Raw genomic sequence first — 21,450 nt, 5'->3', positions numbered from 1 at the left:
AAGGAATACATAATGCGAGCAACAACTGATGAACAGTACCTGGCGGACTTTCGTGAGATGTCGGCGAACGGCGCGACTGCGGGAGGTGGCGTCGAAAGGCAGGCTGCGAGCGAAGGCGACCGCGTTAATCGTGCGTGGTTTGCGCAGGTGCTGGAATCGATGGGTGCGCGCGTGCATTACGACGAGATTGGTAATCAGTACGGTCTCTTCGAGTTCGTTCCGGACGCGCCTTTTGTAGGCCTGGGTTCGCACCTCGATTCACAGCCTTTGGCCGGGCGCTATGACGGTGCGTACGGCGTGCTGGCAGCAGCGCATGCGGCAAACCGGGTGGCCCGCCTTGCGGAAGAGGGGAAGATTTCGCCGCGTTATAACCTGGCCATAATCAACTGGTTTAACGAGGAAGGCTCGCGTTTTTCTCCGTCGATGATGGGCAGTTCCGTGTTCACCGGAGTTATGCCGCTGGAAAAAGCGCTGGAATCGACGGATCTTGCAGGAACCACCGTGGCAGAGGCTTTTGAGGAAGCGAAGTGGACCCCGGTGGAGCAGGCCCCGAAGGTGGTTTCCTATGGCGAAATCCATGTTGAACAGGGTAAGGGTTTGGAGGCTGCTGGCAACACCATCGGCCTGGTGACCGCGACCTGGGGCGCGAAGAAGTTCCAGGCGGTAGTGCACGGTGAACAGGGACATACCGGTTCCACCATGATGGTGGATCGTCGTGATGCGCTGTTTGGCGCTTCTCTCATCATTGCCGAAGTACAGCGTTTAACGCGAGAGTTTCCAGAGTTTGAGCTTCAGGCATCTGTGTCCCAGCTGACCTTGGAGCCAAACTCGCCGGTGACCATTGCCCGTGAGGTGCGCTTCAATATCGACCTACGCTCGCCGAATAGCGAGACGCTGGAGACCGCGCAGAAGCGCGTTCGGGAGATTATTTCGGCAGCGGAAGAAGAGTCCCGTACCCGTGTTGAGCTGAACGTTACCCATGAGTGGGCACTCAACCCGTATCCAGAGGCCGGCGTGGAACTTGCACGTGAAGTGGTTGAAGAGCTGGGCTATTCGCACCAGGAGATCTTCACCGTGGCCGGGCACGACTCGACGAATATGAAGGAGCACGTACCGACCGTCATGCTCTTTATCCCAAGCGTTGACGGCGTCTCCCACAATGAGGCGGAATACACCAAGGATGAAGACTGCGTTGCAGGTCTTGATGTATTTACCCACGTGGCTATCCGACTTGTGGAAGGAGCGTTGTTAAAAGGTTAATCGCCTATCTTTCTTGTGCATTCTCTTAAACTCAGCAAGCTGATTATGCCCAAAGTGGCGCTAAAACTACTCGGCAGAATGCTGCGAGAAAGATAGTAGTTTTTCTGGCATTCACGGGGTGGCCGGGTAAAAGTTGCCTGCAGCCCCTTAGTCGCGGAAAGCGCCTAGTGCGAATAGAACGAACACGACTGAGGCGATGCCGATGGCCAGTGGCCACATCTGGATCGCGAGTGCGCCGATGAGCAGCACGGCGACAAGCGTGCCGAGGAACACCAGATCGAAGCCGTCGAGGAGCGTAGCCTGCTGTGCAGCCTTTTCTGCCTCGCGGGCCTTGGCGGCCATGATTGCGGCTTGCTCGCGACGATGACGGATATCGGCTAGGGCCGCAGCGCGGGCGCGCTTCTTTTCGGCTTCGGTGGCAGTGTCGGGCAGGAGATAGGCAGTAGGCACGGGCTTGGTCCTTTCTGGCGGAGGAAGGAGCTTTGGGCTCCGGAGAGAAATCAATGTCTAGAAAGGAGTGTGGCTTAGCGGTGGGGTGAGGTGACGGAAAGTGGGGAGTGTTCCCTCGTGCCTGTGTGACACCAATTGGCTGGGGTCGAGAGGCACAAAAAACAACTTCAGCGCCCGGGCCTCACATGGGGCCGCAGGGCGCTGAAGTTGTCTCTATCTCTCTCATGCGCTCTCTCAAACGCATGATCATATTATGCGGCTTCGTGCTGGCATATCAATTAACGAAACCTTGAGTATTCCTGGCAGTTACTCGTCCAGCTCCAATTCGGGGTCCTCGGCCTGTGCGGCCTCGAGGACCTCTTTTGCTGTGTCGAAATTGATGACCATGGTCAAGAGTGCGGTGCCTGACAGTAGGGGCGGCTCCGGTGGGGTGCCGGTCACCATCTTCCAGGTGGCGGTGGCAAAGGCAGCGATGGCAGGAATCAGGATGAGCCCGCCTGCACCATTCCTGGCACGGAAGGTCTGACGCCGACTTGGATCTAGGACAAACGTGTCTGGAACGGTGCAGGCCTGCGAAAACTAAAGAAACCGCGATGCTGTCCTCCCTAACGGGAAGAGTATGCGCCGCAGTTCTTCTTCTCTATCTCTCGTGCACTCTCTCAAAACGCACGGCGCTATTACGCGTCAACTCAATTTGAATTTGGGGAGATGCGACCGTAATTTTGGCAACACTTCATGGTTCCATAGGTAAAACAACGTCAGCGCCCGGGCTCTCACGTGGGGCCCTGGGCGCTGACGCTGTCTCTCTCTAAACACTCCCGATTATCAGCCAAGGCTGCCCTCCGGAAGCTGAGGGGTTCTCTCTATCTCTCTCATGCGCCCTCTCAAACGCACAACATAAGTATGGGGCACGCAGCTGGCACAGCCATGATTCGCGGCTGATAGTCCACTGGAACTCCCTGTCATTTCACTGGCTATTTGGCCCGGATGTTCGAATCTTGCCGCTTTGCAGGGGCGGGCGTGTCCGATGTGCTTTCTAGGGTGTGTGGTGTGTTGAAAACAGTTCCCTAAACATCCAGCTAATTAGCTGGCTTTCTCGTCCGTGAAGGAGCCATTATGTGCAACAGTTGCGAGAACAAGTCCCTTTCCCGCTTTGGCGATGACGCCCGCCCCGTCACTTTGACCCGCATCATGGGTGCACTTCGCGAGGTTGGCATTGACTTCCATGTCGAAGGAAGCGAATCAGACATCCTCGTTGTGGAATTTTCCCGGTTTACCGTCTTGATTGCCCTAGACGGCGCCTACGGCCAGCTTTTCTCTCTCAAGGCTGTACCCAAGGTGAATGTGCATTCGAGTCGCGCAGCGGATCTTGCATTCGCCGTGTCCGAGTCCAACAACCGGTTGCTTTGGCCGGCCTCCTCTTTCACTGAGAAGGAAGACGGGTACCTCGAAGTAGCCATCACTATCCGTTATGAACTGCGTGCAGGCTTAAGCGACACGCAATTGGAGGACATGATCGATATCAGCATGTGTAGCGTCCAAACGGCGCTGGAGATTCTCAGCGAGCATGTTCCTGAGCTCGCGGGAGTACCCGATGGATTCACGGAGCGTTTCGGGGAATCCAACACGGGAACACTGGTACCTGTGACCTTGGAACGTGTGCAGCGCGTTCTCGCTGCGGAAGGTATCGAGAATGTGGAGATGGAGCCGGAAGAGCAAGCCATTTACGCGTTTATCAACGGCTATTATTTCGTATTCCGCATGGATGGGCGGCGCTGGATGTCCGTCCGCGCCTACTTCGACTCTGATACCGCGAAGTTCAATTATGGTGAACTCCTCCAGGTGCTCAACGACTTTAACGCGGGTGAGCATGAGTCTATGGCTCACGCGGCGAGCTCAGATGATCATATAGGAATCGCGCTTGAGCAGCACTTCCTTGTCGATAGGGGGATGTCCGCGGGGCAGATTGGCTGTGCTATTCATGGGGCCATCTTTGGGCACCTCGATGCAATCAGTGAGCTAGAGCCGGTGGTCAAGCACCTTGTGCGGGAGGACGCGGAAATTGAGGGGCCTTACCTCGACTTCGATTGGGAAGACGAAGCAGACCCCGAGCAACTAGAAACTCCGGACAACTAGAACTGAGCGGGGCGCTTTGCGATGAAGGCTGCCACGCCTTCCTTGTGCTCATCGGTTCCTCCTCCTTGTGCGTGGCGTTGTCTTAATTTGGGTTATCTGGGTTGGGCTCTGCGAAGTATTGGTAAAGCTGGGCGCGGTATTCCTCGCTTAATGGAGCGGGACGTCGCGCAGAAGGATCGATGGCCACGATTGTGGTCGTGGCGAAAACACATGACCGCCCGCCCTGGATGAGTTCGTGGGAAACCTGGTAGGAGGTCCTGCCGATACGGGAAGTCCATACCTTGGCGGAAATATCTGGTTCGTAGGAGACCTCGCCGTCATAAACCACTTCTAGGGAGCGGACCACGTGGGGCTCCTCGGGGCTGATGGCGCGTCCAAGCTTTTCGGCTACAGCACGGACTCGAGCTTCTTCGATGAGCGTGATGATGGTGGCGTTGTTGACGTGCCTGTTGGCGTCTTGATCGGACCAGCGTAGGCCGAGTGTGACGTCGATGGCGTTGGCGGGAGCGCGCATTTAAGTGTCCTCCGTGTCTCAGCCGGTGATACGAATAACTATTAGTTGACTGTACCCAAATTAGCCGCGGTCTGACTAGCATTTTCTATTTAAAAGGTCAAATGTTGACCCTGTGCGCGAACCAATATTAGTTTATTTGATCGAGTGCATGCCGATTTGGCGGATTCCAAGCGGATGGTGGTCTTGACCCTGCGTTTCTTCTGAAATCCGATTAGGTTCTGAGCCCGCATCAAGACGTCGAAGGGCGTGTAATCATCCACGGGAACTGATTAGCTTTCTCGTTGGTGGGGGTTTCACCGATTAGCAATTATGCGAATCGCATGCACGATAAAAGCCGCCTTCCCAGCACTTGCTGGGGGAGGCGGCTTGTGGTTGTGGTTAGACGGTTCTACTTTCGGCCATTCCTAACGCGCGACCAGGCTGCTGCGACAACTAGGCCAACGCACGCGATGGCGAGGTAGCTCCACATATGATCGGCGCTGGTCTGAATGGTCTTTGGTGGAGCCGGAGTGGTCTCTGCGGTTAGGACGCTTTTGGTGTCGCGACCAGAGGTGACACCGTCAATCCAGTCGGCGGTTCCTGCGAGGGTAGTGATTGCTGCGCTGGGGGAGGGAAGGTCAGGGTCGCCATTGGCAGTTCCGGCGGTAGAAAGCCCGGCGAGCTTTCCATCGACGAAGAATGGTCCGCCGGAGTCGCCGCCCTGCACACCTGCACCGGAGACCGAATGTACGTCCAGGATGGCGCTTTGAATCATTGGCATCATGGAACCGTCGGCTGGGATGCTTTCGGTTCCAGCAGGGATGGACTCGGTTTTGGAATCATCTGGCTTGACCGCATCTGGCTTAGCTGCATCTGGCTTAGCTGCATCTGGCATTGCTGTACCTGGCATGACAGCTTCTGGCTGCATTTCCATTGATTTCATGGCACCGCCTGGAATAGCCTCACCTGGAGTAGCTTCACCAGGCGCAGCCTCGCCTGGGGTTCCTTCAGAGGGACCTGCGCCCAGCAGCTCATTGACCACCATCTTGGCCATCGGAAGCTGTCCGGATCGGGCCATCGACGAACTGTTGCTCCAACCGTAAAGAGTTCCCGTCTGCCCAGGTGTCGGGATATCGCGGGAAACCTTCGCCGGGGTTGCGTCAGTGACCTTCTCGGTCAAGTGAAGTAAGCCTGCATCGGACACTGGAGACAGTGCCCAAGAATCGGTATCATAGACCTTCCCGCCGATGCGGGCCTGGGTTCCTTCGTTGTTCACAGACTCCAGGCAGTGGCGTGCTGTGAGCACCCATTGATCTGCAACCAGCGTTCCAGTGCAGTCACCAAAACTGCCGATTTTGCCAATCCTTAGTGCGGCCACAGCACCGCTTTCAGCATTTGCAGGTGCGGGTTCGCCGTTTTCCAATGCTAGAGCCGGGGCAGCAGATAGAAGCAGGATGCTGCTAGCAAGTGCTGCGATGGAAAAAGATGTTTTCTTCACGGTTATTTCCCTTTCCCAGAAGGAACAATGGCCTTGATCGAGGTGGCGACGAGCTTTTCAGCAGGGCCCTGTCCCACAAACTTCTTCCAGAGACTTGCGATGACGAGGAAGAATACGATGAATCCTGTTGCGGACAACGTGGAATGCAAAGACACATTCTGCTGCCAATAAAATGCGGTGAGAACGTGCAGGATGTAAATGGTCAGCGACATTGTTCCCATGGCCGCGAATGGGTAAACCGCGGCCGAGAAGCGGTCGCCTATAAACAGGCACAAATGCAGCACAATAGCGGCAACGGCGACGGAGAGAATGATTTCGCCGAAGACACCGGTATGTCCGGTAAATCGGAGCCAGCCAGCAATCTCCGGATCAAATCGGAAGTACATGCCGACGGCTGCGATGACAACGCTGACAGCGGTAACAATCCAGCTCAACCGAGTATTAGTGCTGGTCTCGGAGGAGGAAGTGCCGTGCAGGCGACCGCGTAGGTAGACGTCGTAAAGCAGCATGCCGCCGATGAAATATGCGATCCACGCCAGTAGCGGATAAATCTGTGGCAGCGTCATAGGCGTGTACTTGATTGTTGCGGCGATAGTTGCGGCGATGAAGAAGCCGACTCGCCACCAGGTTCCGAGTGCTGGCATCCAGGAAACCAACATCATTACCAGGCCCATGACAATGAGGACTACTTGAATTTGCCCACCGACCGGCAACAAGGCCATGCCGATGAGGATAATCAGAGCGCCGCGAGTGATGAGGCGCAAGAAAGTGGTGCTGCTGTAGTTTCGGCCGATAATCATCATGGTGGCGCCGGCAATAATGGCGAACAATGATGAAGGCAGGCCGGAGAGCACAACCTTTGTGCTCCAAAGCAGTGAGGCCATATGGACAATGATCATGCCGATGATGGCGAGGGAGCGCGCTATATCAAGCCCCACAATTCGTGAAGGTTTATTCACCCCAGTATTCTCCTTATACTACAACTTATCGGGAGGTGCTCTTCGGTAAAAAGTACTCCCTATAAACGTCTTAATTAAAACGACTTTCTGTTTGTAGCAACCGAATCTGGCAATACACAAAGTGATTATGTGTAAAACACAGTGTTTCATCTGTGTATTCTCTGGGAAGCTAGCATGCTCAAGAGCCCAGGGACAACCAGTACCTGAGGGCTTGGCTAAAAGAAAGTGAACTGAAAGTTTTTAGTCGCTCAAACAAAGCAAAAGTACCTCGGCGCGCGTTACGGGGTTACTGAGGTCGAATCCGCATAAGGACTGGATCTTTTCGATACGGGCTCGCACGGTGTGGCGATGCACGCTGAGCTCGGTGGCGGCAGCGGCGAGTTGGGAGTCTGCAAGCAAGTAAGCCCGCAGCGTGCGCAATAGCTCGGTGTTGTGTGCGGCGTCGTAAAGCGAAAGGCGCCCAATGGTGGCTTCGCGGCGCTTGCCTAACGCGGCGTGGACAGCTGATTCCCCGATCCAGGCGGGCGCGTCGGAGCTGAATTCCGCGAGGGTGCCCAGCGGCAGGCTACGCGCGTGCGCGGTGAGCGCCTTGACGCGGTCGCCGCTGATGTCGCCCCACTCCACGCCCCTAAGCAGGGAAACCCGCAGGTGCTTGGCGTAGCGGCCGAACAGGGTCTGCATAGCGATGGGCTCAGGGGGCAGAGCAATGAGCGCGCTTTCCGACGCCGCCCCCTCCAACGGCAGCACAAAGCACGCAAAGCCGCCGTCGTTGGCTGCGTGGTGGACGAGCCCCAGCGCGCGGTTGAGCCGGGCCGGGGAGTCTGCCTGTATGAGATAGACATCTACCTTGCCGTGCGAGGCGACCGAATTAAACGCCGCCTCCATCGCCGGCGTTGCCAAGGCAGTGGCAGTGCCGGAGACCTGCGTGGCCAGCGCCAATGCGCCTAAAATCACGCGCGCGGAGGAATCCCGGTTTTGTAGCAGCAGTTCAGCAAGACCCGCGAGGTGGCGGATGAGGGCGCGGGCATAAGAGTCGAACTTCTCCTCGCGGGAGACCGCCAACGCGAGGCGATTGCGGCCGGGGCTGTTGAACACGTTGGTAATCGCGGCAATCGTGGTCCCGTCCCTCGTTGAGTTGGAACGCGCGCCCGCGGTGCGCCCTGAGCTCTGGCTGGCGGCGGCAAGCGCGAAGTCCGCTGCGTTGAGTCCACGGAAATCGTGGCGTGCGATGACCGCTCCGGAGTCGTTTGCAATGGCAACCGCCGCGCCGAGCTCTTTCGACGCGCGCTCGAGCAAAACCTCGATGCCATCCGAGGCCGCCTGGTTGAGACGCTCTTGCTGCCGATGAAGCGCGAATTGCAGATTGTTCTCAGTACGAGTTTGCTCCGTGGTGACTGTATTGATGATCGAGATGAAAGGCGTGGCGCGCGGGACCTCGAAGAGGGTGAGGTGGTGGCGCGCCGCGGCGTCGATAAGCTCCTGCGGAACCGTGGCGAAGGTCAGGCCAGTGCCGAAGCCAATGGCACCCACGCCCGCCGCCGCCAGGGTGCGCGCATAGGCGGAAAAGTCGCTGGGTGAGTTTTCGAAAGCTAGCCCCAAGGTCAGGATGATGGCGCCCTGGGTGGTGAACTCGCTGGGATCGCGCAACTCGCTGGCTTGGATGGTGGTGAATTCACGCGGGCCTTCGAGAATCGGGCGCAGGTTTAGTTTGCGCTGGTTAAACAGCCATTGAAAGCGAAGTTCGCTCATTGCCGGGTCCTTCTTGCAGCAACTCGTCGATAGACATAGTGAATAGTCTTTTCCCCAAAATATATACGCGATGTCCATGGCCTGCGACTAGTCGTGGCATCCACAATGATTCACATCACAAAGCAAGACGATTGAAGGAGAATCATGCAGGAACTTGAATACCGCATCGAGCAGACCCGCCACCTCGCCGAGCAGCTCCCCGGACCAGTCAGCGCCGCACTGGATGAGCGCCGCAAGAACGCCATCCCAGCTGGCATGGCGCCTTCGCTGCCGGGCTACGTCGTCGACGCTGACGGCGGCATCCTCGCCGACGCTGACGGCAACCGCTTCATCGACCTGGCCTCCGGCATCGCCGTGACCTCCGCCGGTGCCTCCAACCCAGCCGTGGTGAAGGCCGTCCAGGAAGCAGTCGCACACTTCACCCACACCTCCTTCACCATCTCCCCGTACGAGTCCTACGTCGAGGTCGCTGAAAAGCTCAACGAGGTCACTCCGGGCGATCACCCAAAGAAGACCGCACTGTTTAACTCCGGCGCCGAGGCCGTTGAGAATGCCGTCAAGATTGCCCGCAACTACACCGGCAAGCGCGGCGTTGTAGTCATGGACCGCGCCTTCCACGGCCGCACCAACCTCACCATGGCTATGACCGCGAAGCAGTCCCCGTACAAGAACGGCTTCGGCCCGTTCGCGCCGGAAATCTACCGCGCACCGATGTCTTACCCGCTGCGCGACCAGCTCGGTGGTGAGGAAGCAGCCAAGAAGACTCTGACCATGATTGAACAGGAAGTCGGCGCTGCCAACCTGGCTTGCGTGGTCGTCGAGCCGATTCAGGGTGAGGGCGGCTTCGTGGTCCCAGCTGAGGGCTACCTGCCGGCTATCCAGAAGTGGTGCAACGACAACGACGTTGTCTTCATCGTTGATGAGATTCAGGCTGGCATGATGCGCACCGGCACCTGGTTCGCTTCCGACCACGAGGGCATCGTCCCTGACCTAGTCACCATCGCCAAGGGTATTGCTTCCGGCATGCCGCTTTCCGCAGTCACCGGCCGTGCAGAGATCATGGACGCACCGCAGCCAGGCGGCCTGGGCGGCACCTACACCGGCAACCCTGTTTCCTGCGCCGCAGCGCTGGCCACCCTCAAGGAATTTGAGGAGAAGGACTTTGGCGCCCGCGCGCTGAACCTGGAAAAGATAGCCCGCGAGGAGCTGGAGCCAATCCTGGGCGACGAGCGCGTCGCCGAGTTCCGCGGCCGTGGCGCCATGCTTGCACTCGAGTTCGTCACCGCTGATGGCGAGCCAGACTCCGAGCTCGTCCACAAGATTGCAGATGCCGCAAAGGCAGAGGGCGTCCTCATCCTCACCTGCGGCCTTGACCACAACGTTATCCGCTTCCTGCCTTCCCTGGCCATCCCGGAGGATCTGTGGCGCGAGGCCCTGCAGGTAGTGGTCAAACAGTTCAACGAGTATAAGTAAGTCCGGGCTGCAGCCACAAGGGTAGAAACAAATGACAAACTTTGATTATTCGCAGGTTTCTGAGTTGTTGGATTCTCTGCCAACTGGCCTTTGGCTGGAGGGCAAGAACGTCGCAGCCACCGGCGGCGCCACTTTCGAGGTCCTCGACCCAGCAACGGAAGAAGTCATTGCCAACGTTGCAGATGGCACCTCCGCTGACTGGATGCGCGCGCTGGAGCTTGCCGACGCCGCGCAAAAGGAGTGGGCGGGTTTTGCGCCGCGTACCCGCTCCATCATCCTCACCGACATCTTCAATGCAATCAACGAGCGCAAGGATGACTTCGCTCGCGTGATGACCCTGGAGATGGGAAAGCCTTACGCGGAAGCGCTGGGCGAGGTGGCCTACGGCGCAGAGTACATGCGCTGGTTTGCCGAGGAAGCAGTGCGCATCCCAGGCCGTTACTCCCAGTCCCCGGCAGGTAATGGTTCCATCACCGTTTCGCACACCCCGGTGGGCCCGGTGCTGGCAATTACCCCATGGAACTTCCCGCTGGCCATGGCCACCCGCAAGATTGCCCCGGCGTTCGCCGCTGGCTGCCCGGTCGTGGTGAAGCCTGCTGCGGAGACTCCGCTGACCATGCTCCTGCTGGGTGAGGTTATTGCTGAGGTATTCGCCCGCCACGAGGTACCGGCAGGTGTGTTCTCCATCGTGACCACCACGCAGTCTAGCGCGCTGTCTTCCGAGCTCATGGCGGATCCGCGCCTGCGCAAGGTGACGTTTACCGGCTCGACCGGCGTGGGCAAGATTCTGGTGCGCCAGTCTGCCGATAATCTGCAACGCACCTCCATGGAGCTGGGTGGAAATGCCCCGTTCCTGGTCCACGAGGACGCCAACCTCGACCTAGTGCTTGACTGCGCAATGCAGGCGAAGATGCGCAACGGCGGTGAGGCTTGCATCGCGGCCAACCGCTTCATCGTGCACGAGGCGGTGGCTGAGGAGTTCACAGAGCGCCTGACGGAGAAGATGGCTGCTATCCAGGCAGGCCATGGTTTGGAAGAAGGCACCACCCTCGGCCCGCTGATTAGTGCGAAGCAACGCGACGGAGTGGCTCAGTTGGTCGAGCGCGCGCTTGAGCAGGGGGCCACCGCCACCACCGGCGGCGAGCGTCCGGATGGCGCCGGCTTCTTTTATCCAGCTACCGTTCTGGCGAACGTGCCTGACGACGCCGAGATCCTGCGCCAGGAGATCTTCGGGCCGGTAGCCACCGTGACCACCTTCTCCACCTTGGAGGAAGGAGTCGCCAAGGCCAACGACACCGAGTTCGGTTTGGCAGCCTATGCCTTCACCGAGAACTTCCACACCGCGGAGTACCTGGCGCACGCGCTGGAGGCAGGCATGGTGGGAATCAATCGCTCTGCTATCTCTGACGCTGCCGCTCCATTCGGTGGCATCAAGGAATCAGGCTTCGGCCGCGAAGGCGGCGCTGAGGGCATCGAGGAGTACATCTCCGTGCGCTACATCGCTAAGCCTTAGCGCTAACCAGCAAGCCTCAGCGAGCTGATTTTTCACAGGCATTGCCCCTCGGCGCCCTCACTTTTTGCAGAAAAAAAGGGGAGGACGCCGAGGGGCCCAGTTGATCCATGCGTAGTTACTTAAATTTCTATCTTTAAATTCGGGAGAAATATGACGGTTGTTGAAAAGACAGAAGGGGCGGCTCCACAGGCTGCGAAGCCGGCCTTGAGTTTCGTCCAAGGCATTGCCCTTATCTTTGGCACCAACATTGGGGCAGGCATTCTTTCCATTCCCTATGCCGCGCGTAACGGCGGATTCATGGCGCTCGTTATTGCGCTTCTCGTGGCGGGTACCCTGACCACGATTTCTATGCTTTATGTTGCGGAAAGTGCGATGCGCACAAAAGCGCCTCTGCAGGTTTCCGGTTTGGCGGAGCACTATCTGGGGCAGTGGGGCCGTTGGCTGGTCTTTCTTGCCATCATTATTAACGGCGTGGGTGCTTTGATTGCCTATGCTTCGGGCTCTGGCCAGCTGATAAGCAATATTTTCGGTGCGCCGCCGCTATTGGGAACGCTCATCTTCTTTGGTTTCGGCTCTTGGGTTATGTACCGCGGCCTGCACACCACCGGAGCTACTGAGGGGGCTATCACCGCCGGAATGGCGATTATTATCGCGATTTTGTGTGGTTGGACCTTCATTGGGCCAGGCATTAAAGCGGAAAACCTCCTGGTGCTGCACCCATTTTTCATCGTTCCGATTTTGAACCTGGCTGTTTTCTCGTTCGTGGCGCAGTACGTCGTGCCGGAACTGGTGCAGGGAATGGATCCGGAAAAACCGCATGAGACCGCACGCGCCATCGTCGTGGGCATGGTCATCACCGGCTTTACCTTGGCGCTCGTTCCTTTCGCTGCGCTCGGCCTCCTTGGTATGGATGTGACCGAAGTCGTGACTATCGCGTGGGGTGAGAAGCTTGGACCGGTGGCCTATTATCTGGCGAATATCTTCGCTTTGGCTGCAATGCTGACATCTTTCTTGGCAATTGGTTTTACCACGATGCGCAACATCTTGGACATGCTGCATTGGGAGGGAAGTAACCGCCAGCGTGCGATTGGTGTTGCGCTGACGGTGCTGCCGCCGCTAGTTATCTTCGTTTTAGGGTTGGGCGGCTTCGTTGCCGCGCTGTCTTATGCGGGCGGATTTGCCGGCGCTATCATGTCGATCATTCCCGTGATGCTGTTGCATGCCTCCCGCAAGCATGGCGACAAGGAAACGCGATGGAAAGTTGGCGTTCTTGCGCATCCGCTGATTCAGGGCGTCATCATCGTGGTCTATTTCTTGGCTTTCGTTTATTCGGTTCTCTCGATTGTGGGCCTGGTTCCGGCGGGCTGGGCTTAAGAAAGTGGCGTCGGCAAGCGCTCCTGCATAGGGGAGTGGGCAGGGTGCTTGCCAAAAGTATTACCGAAATTTATTTTTCCAGAGGGGTCTGGCTATCAGTGCAGGTCATAGAGAAATAAAACGAACCTTACGGGACGAGAACTCTGAACGCCTAATCAATTAAGGGTGATTAGAGTCATATATTCTCCAGGGTTCCTCGGCTGGGAATTGTTGCTGTTGTGAATTTAGGATTTGCCTAGAGAACTCCAAAGATTTTGTTAAGATGAACAGTATGCCTACATGGCATCCCGGGCAGTTCGATCTCTATGCGAATAGCCAGTCCCCTCACGTACTTTGTTATCGCTCTGTCTGTTCCACAGCCGCGACAACAACTGAATTAGAGAGAGTATTGGTCATGTCAAAGATATCTTTTCGGCCACCTCGTTCTGTAACTGCACTCAGCGGGCTTAATTTAAGCGGCCGCTGGCGCATGCTCACTGCCTCAGGCATGGCTGCTGCGCTAGTTATGGGCGGGGTCGTTGTTGTACCCAACCTCCTCGATAATGAGCCTGCAGCCCAGGCGGAGACCGCAGCGCCAGGTTCCTCCGAAGAAACCGCCATAAACACCACGGTTCCCGCGGGAAGTACCCGCTCCGTGAACGGCTTCGTGGGCCTGCAGACCGGCGGCACCATGCAATCGAACCTGGACGATCCAAACGTTGCGCCCATGTCTGGCGTGAAAGTCTTTGCCCAGTGGTTCGAAAAGGACGGCACAGCGTCGCCGATTTATACCACCACCACCGGCGCCGATGGTCAGTTCCACATCGGCATGACCTCCTTTACTGACGCCAAGGGTGTCCAGCGCAACTTCGACGCAGACCCCAACTTGCCGGAGGGGGAGAAGCTCCGCGTCTGGTCCATTAATCCGGATACCTCACAGTACAACCTGCTCTACTCCTATGGTCAAGAGCAGATCATGCCGGAAGGCAACATCGCCAACACCGAGGCCGGCACTACCCAGTCCGTGGGGTCTGATACCTATAACCACATCAAGATCGCTTACTCGCCCATCGCTAACAACAAGGTGATGCACAACCTGGCCGAAGCTGCTACCAACGAGCGCTCGGGCTCCTATGGCCAATACTCCGGTACCGTCTTCTGGAACCAAACCAACGCCGCCGCCGGCGCCCTCTTGTGGCAGAACTACCAGTCCGCCAACGGTGTCGACTCCGTGGCTCCAGACGTCACTGTGTATGGCTCCTACCTTTCTGATTACGCGCTATCGCGCATCTACGATCCCGCAACCATGGCCGCCATCGGTTACAAGGGCCGCGTGCGCGATTCCAACTGGAGTACCCAGCAAGAACTCGCGCTGCAGCAGTGGATTAAGCAGCGGATGGCAGCGGAAGGCCAGCAGAAGTGGATCGCAGAGACCGTCCAAGCCAAGACCGATGCCAACGGTAAGTACACGCTGCAGTTCCGCGGTATCTGGGGAAATAGCTGGGACGATAGAGGTATTTTGTCCAAGGATTATACCTGGCACAACCTGGCTGATTCTGCCGCGGACGGTTCTTGGGCCAACGGCAACATGAAGTCGAAGCACGTCAACGACGAGTGGATGTTCTTCTCAATGCAGGACATGCCGGGAATTTCCGTGAACACGCCGTTTAACTACAACGGTTACACCGGCAACACCACCAGCAACTTAACCTCTGCCGGCACCTTGGCCGGATGGCCGTCTAACTGGGGCGGTTCGCTGGATTACGCCACCAACATCAACTTTGCGCTGTACCCGGGCAACCTGAAGTTTGACGTCACCCCGTATGACTCTTTCTCCAACGTCGCTACTGCGGGTCAAGCCATCGAGACCAACACGACGGGCCTGCAGTACGACAAAAACGGGACCGTGCGTTATCAGATCGCGTGGTTCGACGAGGCTGGCAATGAACTGACCCAGTACACCTGCCCGCCGGTAGCGCCAGACGCGAGTGGCAGGCTTCCTTCCTGCGGTTTTGTCACCGACCCTAACTTGAAGAAGACCACCACCTACACCGCACGCTTGTTTGCGGTCTCGCCCTCTGGCGTGCGCGATGGCCTGGCGATAACGCAGGATTCCTTCACCGTTAAGCCACTGCCGACGTCCGGGCGCTACGAGCCCACCTATGGTTCTACAACCGTGGCTCAAAGCAGCATTGGTTCCGTTGCGGCGCCGCTTTTTGACGACTCGACTACCGCAACAACCGTTGAAACCCTGCCGGCACCAGCCGGTACCACCTACAAGCTGGCGGATGGCGCCCCAACGTGGGTAAAGGTTGATGACCAAGGCACCATCACCGCCACACCGGGCGCCGATGTTGCGCTGGAAGATTACACCGTCCCGGTCATTGTCACCTACGCCGATGGCTCGACCGACCTCGTCAATGCCAAGGTCACGGTCACTGACGGCATCCCGCCGGAGATTGCGCAGATCGATTCGCAGAACCTAGAGCTGGGCAAAGCCATCTCCCCGATTCAGGTTAAGCCGACGGACAACGTCGGTGTGACCAGCGTTGAGGTCAGTGGCCTGCCAGATGGCGTCACCTACGATCCTGCGACCGGAACCATTAGCGGTACTCCGTCGGCCACCGGGGCGTCGACAGTTAACGTCCGCGTCACCGATGCCGCCGGAAATGTCACCGAAACTGCATTCAGTATCAACGTCGTGGATACTTCCGCGCCGGTTCTCACCAGCCCGGATGCCACCGTCCCAGAGGATAAGCCTGCTTCGATTCCGATCAAGGTGGACGATCCTAAAGCCACCGTCACCGTGGAAGGTGATATCCCGCCGGGCATGACCTGGAACGAGCAAAACGGTGCCCTCGAAGGTACCCCAACCGAACCGGGCATCTACACGGTCGCCGTATCGGCCACCGATCCCCAGGGCAATAACTCTGTATCCAACCTGGTCGTTACTGTTACCGACACCAAGGCGCCGACCATTGCCAAGATCAACGACGCCACCGCAGAGGCCGGTCAACCGATCACCGCAATTCCAGTAGACGTCACCGATAACTTCGACAAGTCCGTCAGCAACGTTGTAGTCGCGGGCCTGCCACCAGAAGTTACCTATAACCCGGAGACCCACAAGATCGAAGGAATCCCGCAGGCACCGGGGGAGTACCCAATTACGGTGACTGCGACCGATGCCGCCGGCAATACCTCGACCCAGGAATTCCTTATCAAGGTAGTCGACACCACCGCGCCGAAGGTGGACGATATCGATGATGTGAGCGTGGAAAACGGCACCGCCTTGGAGCCGATCCACGTGACCAGCAATGAGCCGAATTCTAAGTTCAGCGCGTCCGGGCTACCAGAAGGCGTCAGTATCGATCCCACCACGGGCATCATCTCTGGTACACCAAAGACTGAAGTCACGAGCCCAGATGGCAAGAACTTCCCGGTCACCGTCAAGGTAACTGATCCTTATGGAAACGTCACCGAGAAGACTTTTAACATCAAGGTCACCGATACCGTTGCCCCGGCTCTGCGCCCGCTTCGCGACGTCTCGGTTCCTGAAGATCAGCCGCTCAACCTGGAGCCTGTCACCAGCCCGGACCCAACCGCGAAGATTGACGTCACCGGCCTGCCCGAGGGCGTGACCTTTGATAGCGAAACGGGGCTCGTCACGGGCACCCCAACCACTCCGGGGCGCTACGAAGTTACCGTTACCGCCACCGACCCAGCCGGTAACTCCACGAAGCAGACCGTTGTCTTGTTCGTGGGCGATGCCACCGCGCCTACCTTCGATGATCCGGAGGATCAGACGATTAACCAGGGGGAGGCCATCAAACCCATCGATCTGATGAGCCTAAACCCGGACGACAACTCCACCGCACCGCAGGATCTCGCCTGGACCGTCACCGGCCTGCCCGAGGGCGTGACCTACGATCCCGAGACCAAGAAAATCTCCGGCACCCCGAAGGAAACCGGCTCTTCTGTGGTCACCGTGACCGCAACGGACGCCGCCGGCAACGCCACGACTAAGACCTTCGTCATCGCGGTAAACGATGCAACGGCGCCTCGCATCACTCCGGTGGACAGCGTCAGCGTCCCGGAGAATGAACAAATCACTCCGATTCCGGTCGTTACCGATGATAAGAACGCGAAGATCGAAGTCACGGGCCTGCCGGAGGGCTTGAGCTACAACCCGGATACCAACCAGATCGAGGGCACCCCGACTAAGCCGGGTACCTATGATGTCGTTATTGCGGCAACTGATGCAGCGGGCAACGTGTCCTACGAACCGTTTACCATCACCGTCGAAGACAAGACCGCCCCGGTCATCGATCCGATTGAGAAGCAGGATATCGCTCTGAACGAGACGATTAAGCCGGTCGTGGTCTCGGTAAATGATCCGGATGCTACCGTCCAGGTTGATCCGGAGACCCTGCCGAAGGGGGTTAGCTTCGACCCCGTGACCAACACCTTTACCGGCCGCCCAGAGAAGCCGGGAACCTACACCATTAAGGTCACGGCTACCGATGCCGCCGGCAATACCTCGGAGCCCGTTGATTTTGTCATCACCGTCTCCGATAAGACCGCGCCGCAGATCGCGCCGATTTCGGATCCTACCGTTCCCGCGGATTCCCCGATCACGCCAATTGAGATCACCGCTGAGGACAACGTTGCGGTGACCTCCTTGACAGTCACTGGCTTGCCTGAGGGTTTGAGCTATAACCCCGATACCAAGCAGATTGAGGGCACCCCGACTAAGCCGGGAAGCTACCCAGTGACGATCACCGCTAAGGACGACGCTGGCAATACCACCGAAGAAGTCTTCAACATCAACGTCAATGACGCCGGTGCACCAGTCATCCAGCCGCTGCCCGATAGCACGGTCGCTGCGGGATCTGAGGCCAACCCGATTCCAGTGCGCGTAGATGATCCTTCTGCGAAGGTAACGGTTGAAGGCCTACCTGATGGCATGACTTTTGACCCAGAGACGGGACTAATCACCGGTACCCCGACCAAGCCGGGCACCTACACCGTGACCGTGACCGCGGTCGACGAAGCGGGCAACAAGGCTATCGATACCTCGACCATCACCGTCACCGATGCCCAGGGGCCAAAGCTGGACGAGATCAGTGACCAAGACGTTGCTGCCGGCAGCGCCATTAAAGATATCGTTGTCAAGGCGGATGACCCTGATGCCAAGATTTCCGTAGTCGGCCTGCCAGAGGGCGTTCAGTATGACGCCGCTACCAACACGATTTCTGGCACGCCAACCACCGCGGGCACCTACCCAGTGCGCGTCCTGGCAACCGATGCAGCCGGAAACACCTCCTACGTTGACTTCACCATCACGGTCAGCAATTCCACTGCTCCGAAGGTCGACCCCATCGACGATCAAACGGTAGAGAAGGGCGATGCGATCACCGATATCAAGGTAGTCAGCGACGATCCGAACGCCACCGTGACGGTCACCGGTCTGCCTGATGGTCTCAGCTTCGACCCAGAAACCGGAACCATCTCTGGCACGCCAACCACCGCTGGTGAGCTGGCTGTCACCGTGAACGTGACCGATGCCGCGGGCAACACGACCACGGAGACCTTCACCATCACCGTCGTCGACCCTGGAGCGCCGGTTCTGGAACCAATTTCGGATCAGGAGGTGCCGCTGGGGGATCCGATTGAGGAGGTTCAGCCAACCCCGAAGGATCCATCGATTTCTACGACGATCACCGTGACTGGGCTGCCGGATGGTGTTACTTACGACACCGATACCAATACGATTTCGGGTACTCCAACTCGCGCGGGGGACTTCCCCGTCGTGGTCACCGTAAAGGCCACTGACGCCAACGGTAAGTCTTCCGTCGAGAAGTTCACGATCCACGTGGTCGATTCTGGGGCGCCTTCCTTAGACGGCGTCGCCGATCGGACCGTCAAGGAAGACACCGAGCTTGACCCGATTCATATCACCTCGGATGACCCGCAGGCTACCCTGACCGTGACTGGCTTGCCTTATGGCGTTCGGTTCTTCCCGTCCACGGGCGAGATTTCCGGCGTGCCAACTACTCCGGGCACCTATGAAGTGACGGTGACCGCCACCGATGCGGCAGGCAATACTACCGAGAAGCAGCTGACCATCACCGTAAAGGATGCAACCGGTCCGCAGGTGGATCCGATTGCAGATCAGGCTGTCGATGCCAATACGCCGATTGAAACGATTCGGGTCTCTTCTGATTCGGACACGGATAAGGTAACGGCCTCCGGTCTGCCGGATGGCGTGAAGCTTGAGACCGTTGACGGCGTTGCCACCATCACCGGCACCCCGACCAAGCCGGGCACCTACGAGGTCACCGTGACGGTCACCGATGCCAACGGCAATGCCACCGACGAAACCTTCACCATCGTGGTCCGTGAGCCGGCCGATACCACCGCGCCGAAGCTTGACCCGATTTCGGATCAGACCGTGAAGCTGGGTGAAGACGTCACTGAAGTCACCGTTCACAGCGATGACCCAGCAGCAACGCTGAGCGCAACCGGCCTGCCTACTGGCGTCGAATTTGACCCAGCTACCGGCACCATCAGCGGCAAGCCGAGCGCCTTTGGCCGCAGCACGGTTACTATCACGGCAACCAACGCCGCTGGCAACAAGGCAACCACTACGTTCACCATCGACGTCGTCGCAGCCGATCCGACCGATCCGACCGACCCGACGGATCCGACCGATCCGACCGACCCGACGGATCCGACCGACCCGACCGACCCGACCGACCCGACGGATCCGACCGACCCGACGGATCCGACCGACCCGACGGATCCGACCGACCCAACCCCGGATGATCCGGTCACGGCACCGGTGATTGCACCTATTGCTGACGTGAATGTTGCAACCAATAGGACGTTGATGCCAATCAACGTCGTGGTTGATAACGAGGAAGCAGACGTCACCGTCACCGGCCTGCCGGATGGCGTGACCTATGATGAGGCCACCGGCCAAATCTCTGGCAAGCCAACCAAGGCTGGCGACTACACCGTGACTGTGACCGCAACGGTGAATGGCGTTTCTTCGACCAGCGAATTCCACATCGTGGTCAAGGATCCGCAGCAACCGCTGGCAGACGCAAATAACCCGGCATACCCGTCGGTAGACGTCGCGCCGGGTAGCGAGGTCAAGGTCCCACAAACCGGCGATATGGTACTTCCGGAGGGCACTAAGTTCTCCACCACGGATTCGAACGCGAGCGTTGACCCAGCAACGGGTGAACTGACCGTCAAGGTCCCGGAGGATGCAACCCCGGGTGAGACCATCACCATTCCGGTGACCGTGACTTATCCAGACGGCTCTACTGAAGAGGTAGAAGTTGTTGTCACGGTTGTTGAGCCGGCGTCTGCCGACGTCACGGATTACAAACCTGCTTATTCCGAACCCATAAAGGTTGCATCCGGTGAGACTGGTACTGCTGAAGTTCGGTACGGTTCTGATGATGCTCCGAGCGGCACGAGGTATGAGATTCCTGCTGATTGGGCCGGCCAAGGTGGTTGGAACGTAAGTATCGATGAAGCCACCGGCAAGCTGACGGTTATCGCGCCGAAGGCAGGGACGGCAACTCCGGATGATCTCGAACTCGTTGTTCCGGTAGTCATCACCTACCCGGATGGGGCAGTGGCTGACACCATTGCGGCAACGTTCACCTTGGATACCTCCGGCGATACTCCGGAAACCCCGGATGCACCGTCTTGGAACGATGCGAAGGCCCCGGCTGGTGGCGCCGTGAAGGTTCCAAATGTCGGCGGCAAGGTACCGGCAGGTGCCAACGTCGATAAGACCACCGGCCCAGGTACCGCGACCTTGGAAGAGAACGGCGATGTCATCGTCACCATCAAGCCAGACGCCAAGCCAGGCGATACCGTAACCGTCATCGTCCGCGATGACTCCGGCAAGGAAATCGGCAGCATCACCGTGACCGTCACCGAGCCGAACACTGATCCGGGTACTGACCCCGGCAAGAACCCAGGCAGCTCGGATGGGTCTTCTGATGGCTCTTCGGATGGTTCCTCGAGCTACCAGCCTTCTGAGCGTTGTGTGGCTACCGGCTTGGCAGTGGGTCTGCCACTGTTGCTGCTCATCCCGGCAGGTCTGGCAGCACAGGTTCGCATTCCAGGTCTGTCTGAGATGCAGGCACAGCTGGCACGCCAGTGGCAGCAGTTCAACACTCAGACGCAGAAGCAGCTGGGTATCTTCAACCCGCAGCTGGCCGGCCAGGTCGAGCAGGCTAATCGCCAGCTCGCGGCCTTCAACGCGAAGATTTCCCCGGAGGTGCGCAAGCTAGGCGCCGGTCTTGCCCTCGTGGCTGCCGGACTTCTGGTAGGCGGTCTGGTCTACGATGCCTGTGCTTCCGACGACGGGTCTTCCACCGGATCTTCTGACTAGTCAGTTGGCAAGCTCAACTGATTGAGCCCTAGGGCTTAATCAAAAGAAGGGAGGCTGTCACTAACGCTTTGGTTAGTGACAGCCTCCCTTTTGTGTATGAGCGTGGGCGGGTTAAGTAGCAAATGCTACTTAACCCTCAGTTTTTATATT

The 21,450-nt window shown here is 58.2% G+C and carries 12 protein-coding genes; 7 read left to right on the top strand and 5 right to left on the bottom strand.

The annotated features are described in order from the left end of the window. Positions 1-12 precede the first annotated feature (12 nt). Complete coding sequence (locus CHU71_RS09860; RefSeq protein ID WP_147760953.1) at positions 13-1,260, top strand: M20 family metallo-hydrolase; 1,248 nt, start codon at positions 13-15, stop codon at positions 1,258-1,260. Positions 1,261-1,407: 147 nt separating this feature from the next. Here CHU71_RS09860 and CHU71_RS09855 read toward each other — a convergent pair whose 3' ends face one another. After that, positions 1,408-1,710 carry a hypothetical protein gene (locus tag CHU71_RS09855; RefSeq protein ID WP_046645139.1) on the bottom strand — a complete coding sequence of 101 codons (303 nt, stop codon included), beginning with the start codon at positions 1,708-1,710 and terminating at the stop codon, positions 1,408-1,410. A gap of 367 nt (positions 1,711-2,077) precedes the next feature. Between CHU71_RS09855 and CHU71_RS12865 the strand changes: the two genes are divergently transcribed. Together CHU71_RS12865 and CHU71_RS09850 are read left to right on the top strand one after the other, a co-directional pair. Then, positions 2,078-2,236 (top strand): hypothetical protein, encoded by a 159-nt coding sequence (locus CHU71_RS12865; protein WP_187272071.1) that lies wholly within the window; start codon positions 2,078-2,080, stop codon positions 2,234-2,236. 590 nt (positions 2,237-2,826) lie between these two features. Beyond that, entirely contained in the window at positions 2,827-3,846 is a 1,020-nt protein-coding gene (locus CHU71_RS09850; RefSeq protein ID WP_147760952.1) for a YbjN domain-containing protein, read from the top strand. An 82-nt stretch (positions 3,847-3,928) separates the two neighbouring features. On the opposite strand, the gene CHU71_RS09845 is transcribed toward CHU71_RS09850, so the two are convergent. From CHU71_RS09845 to CHU71_RS09830, 4 genes are all read right to left on the bottom strand, one after another. Continuing rightward, a complete protein-coding gene (locus CHU71_RS09845) occupies positions 3,929-4,360 on the bottom strand; it encodes a thioesterase family protein (protein ID WP_147760951.1) in 432 nt (143 codons plus the stop codon). 388 nt (positions 4,361-4,748) lie between these two features. After that, complete coding sequence (locus CHU71_RS09840; protein WP_147760950.1) at positions 4,749-5,837, bottom strand: trypsin-like serine protease; 1,089 nt, start codon at positions 5,835-5,837, stop codon at positions 4,749-4,751. Positions 5,838-5,839: 2 nt separating this feature from the next. Further along, entirely contained in the window at positions 5,840-6,796 is a 957-nt protein-coding gene (locus CHU71_RS09835; protein WP_147760949.1) for a DUF418 domain-containing protein, read from the bottom strand. A 240-nt stretch (positions 6,797-7,036) separates the two neighbouring features. Continuing rightward, the gene (locus tag CHU71_RS09830; protein ID WP_147760948.1) at positions 7,037-8,545 is read right to left on the bottom strand and encodes a PucR family transcriptional regulator; all 1,509 of its coding nucleotides are present in this window, start codon (positions 8,543-8,545) and stop codon (positions 7,037-7,039) included. 144 nt (positions 8,546-8,689) lie between these two features. Between CHU71_RS09830 and gabT the strand changes: the two genes are divergently transcribed. The 4 genes from gabT to CHU71_RS09810 all read left to right on the top strand — a co-directional run bounded on the left by gabT (position 8,690) and on the right by CHU71_RS09810 (position 21,300). Next, positions 8,690-10,018: a 4-aminobutyrate--2-oxoglutarate transaminase gene (gene gabT, locus CHU71_RS09825; RefSeq protein WP_147760947.1), complete on the top strand. Its 1,329-nt coding sequence runs from the start codon at positions 8,690-8,692 to the stop codon at positions 10,016-10,018. Between the two features lie 31 nt (positions 10,019-10,049). After that, on the top strand, positions 10,050-11,531 hold the full coding sequence (locus tag CHU71_RS09820) for an NAD-dependent succinate-semialdehyde dehydrogenase (protein ID WP_147760946.1): 1,482 nt from the start codon (positions 10,050-10,052) through the stop codon (positions 11,529-11,531). A 150-nt stretch (positions 11,532-11,681) separates the two neighbouring features. Continuing rightward, positions 11,682-12,905, top strand: coding sequence for an amino acid permease (locus tag CHU71_RS09815; RefSeq protein WP_147760945.1), 1,224 nt, complete (start codon positions 11,682-11,684; stop codon positions 12,903-12,905). A 469-nt stretch (positions 12,906-13,374) separates the two neighbouring features. After that, positions 13,375-21,300, top strand: a complete 7,926-nt coding sequence (locus CHU71_RS09810) for a putative Ig domain-containing protein (protein WP_187272069.1) — start codon at positions 13,375-13,377, stop codon at positions 21,298-21,300. Positions 21,301-21,450: the final 150 nt, after the last annotated feature.

This window comes from Corynebacterium sp. LK14, from assembly GCF_008042215.1.
Classification (GTDB): Bacteria; Actinomycetota; Actinomycetes; order Mycobacteriales; family Mycobacteriaceae; genus Corynebacterium; species Corynebacterium striatum.
This window is presented reverse-complemented; position numbering and strand designations above follow the sequence as displayed.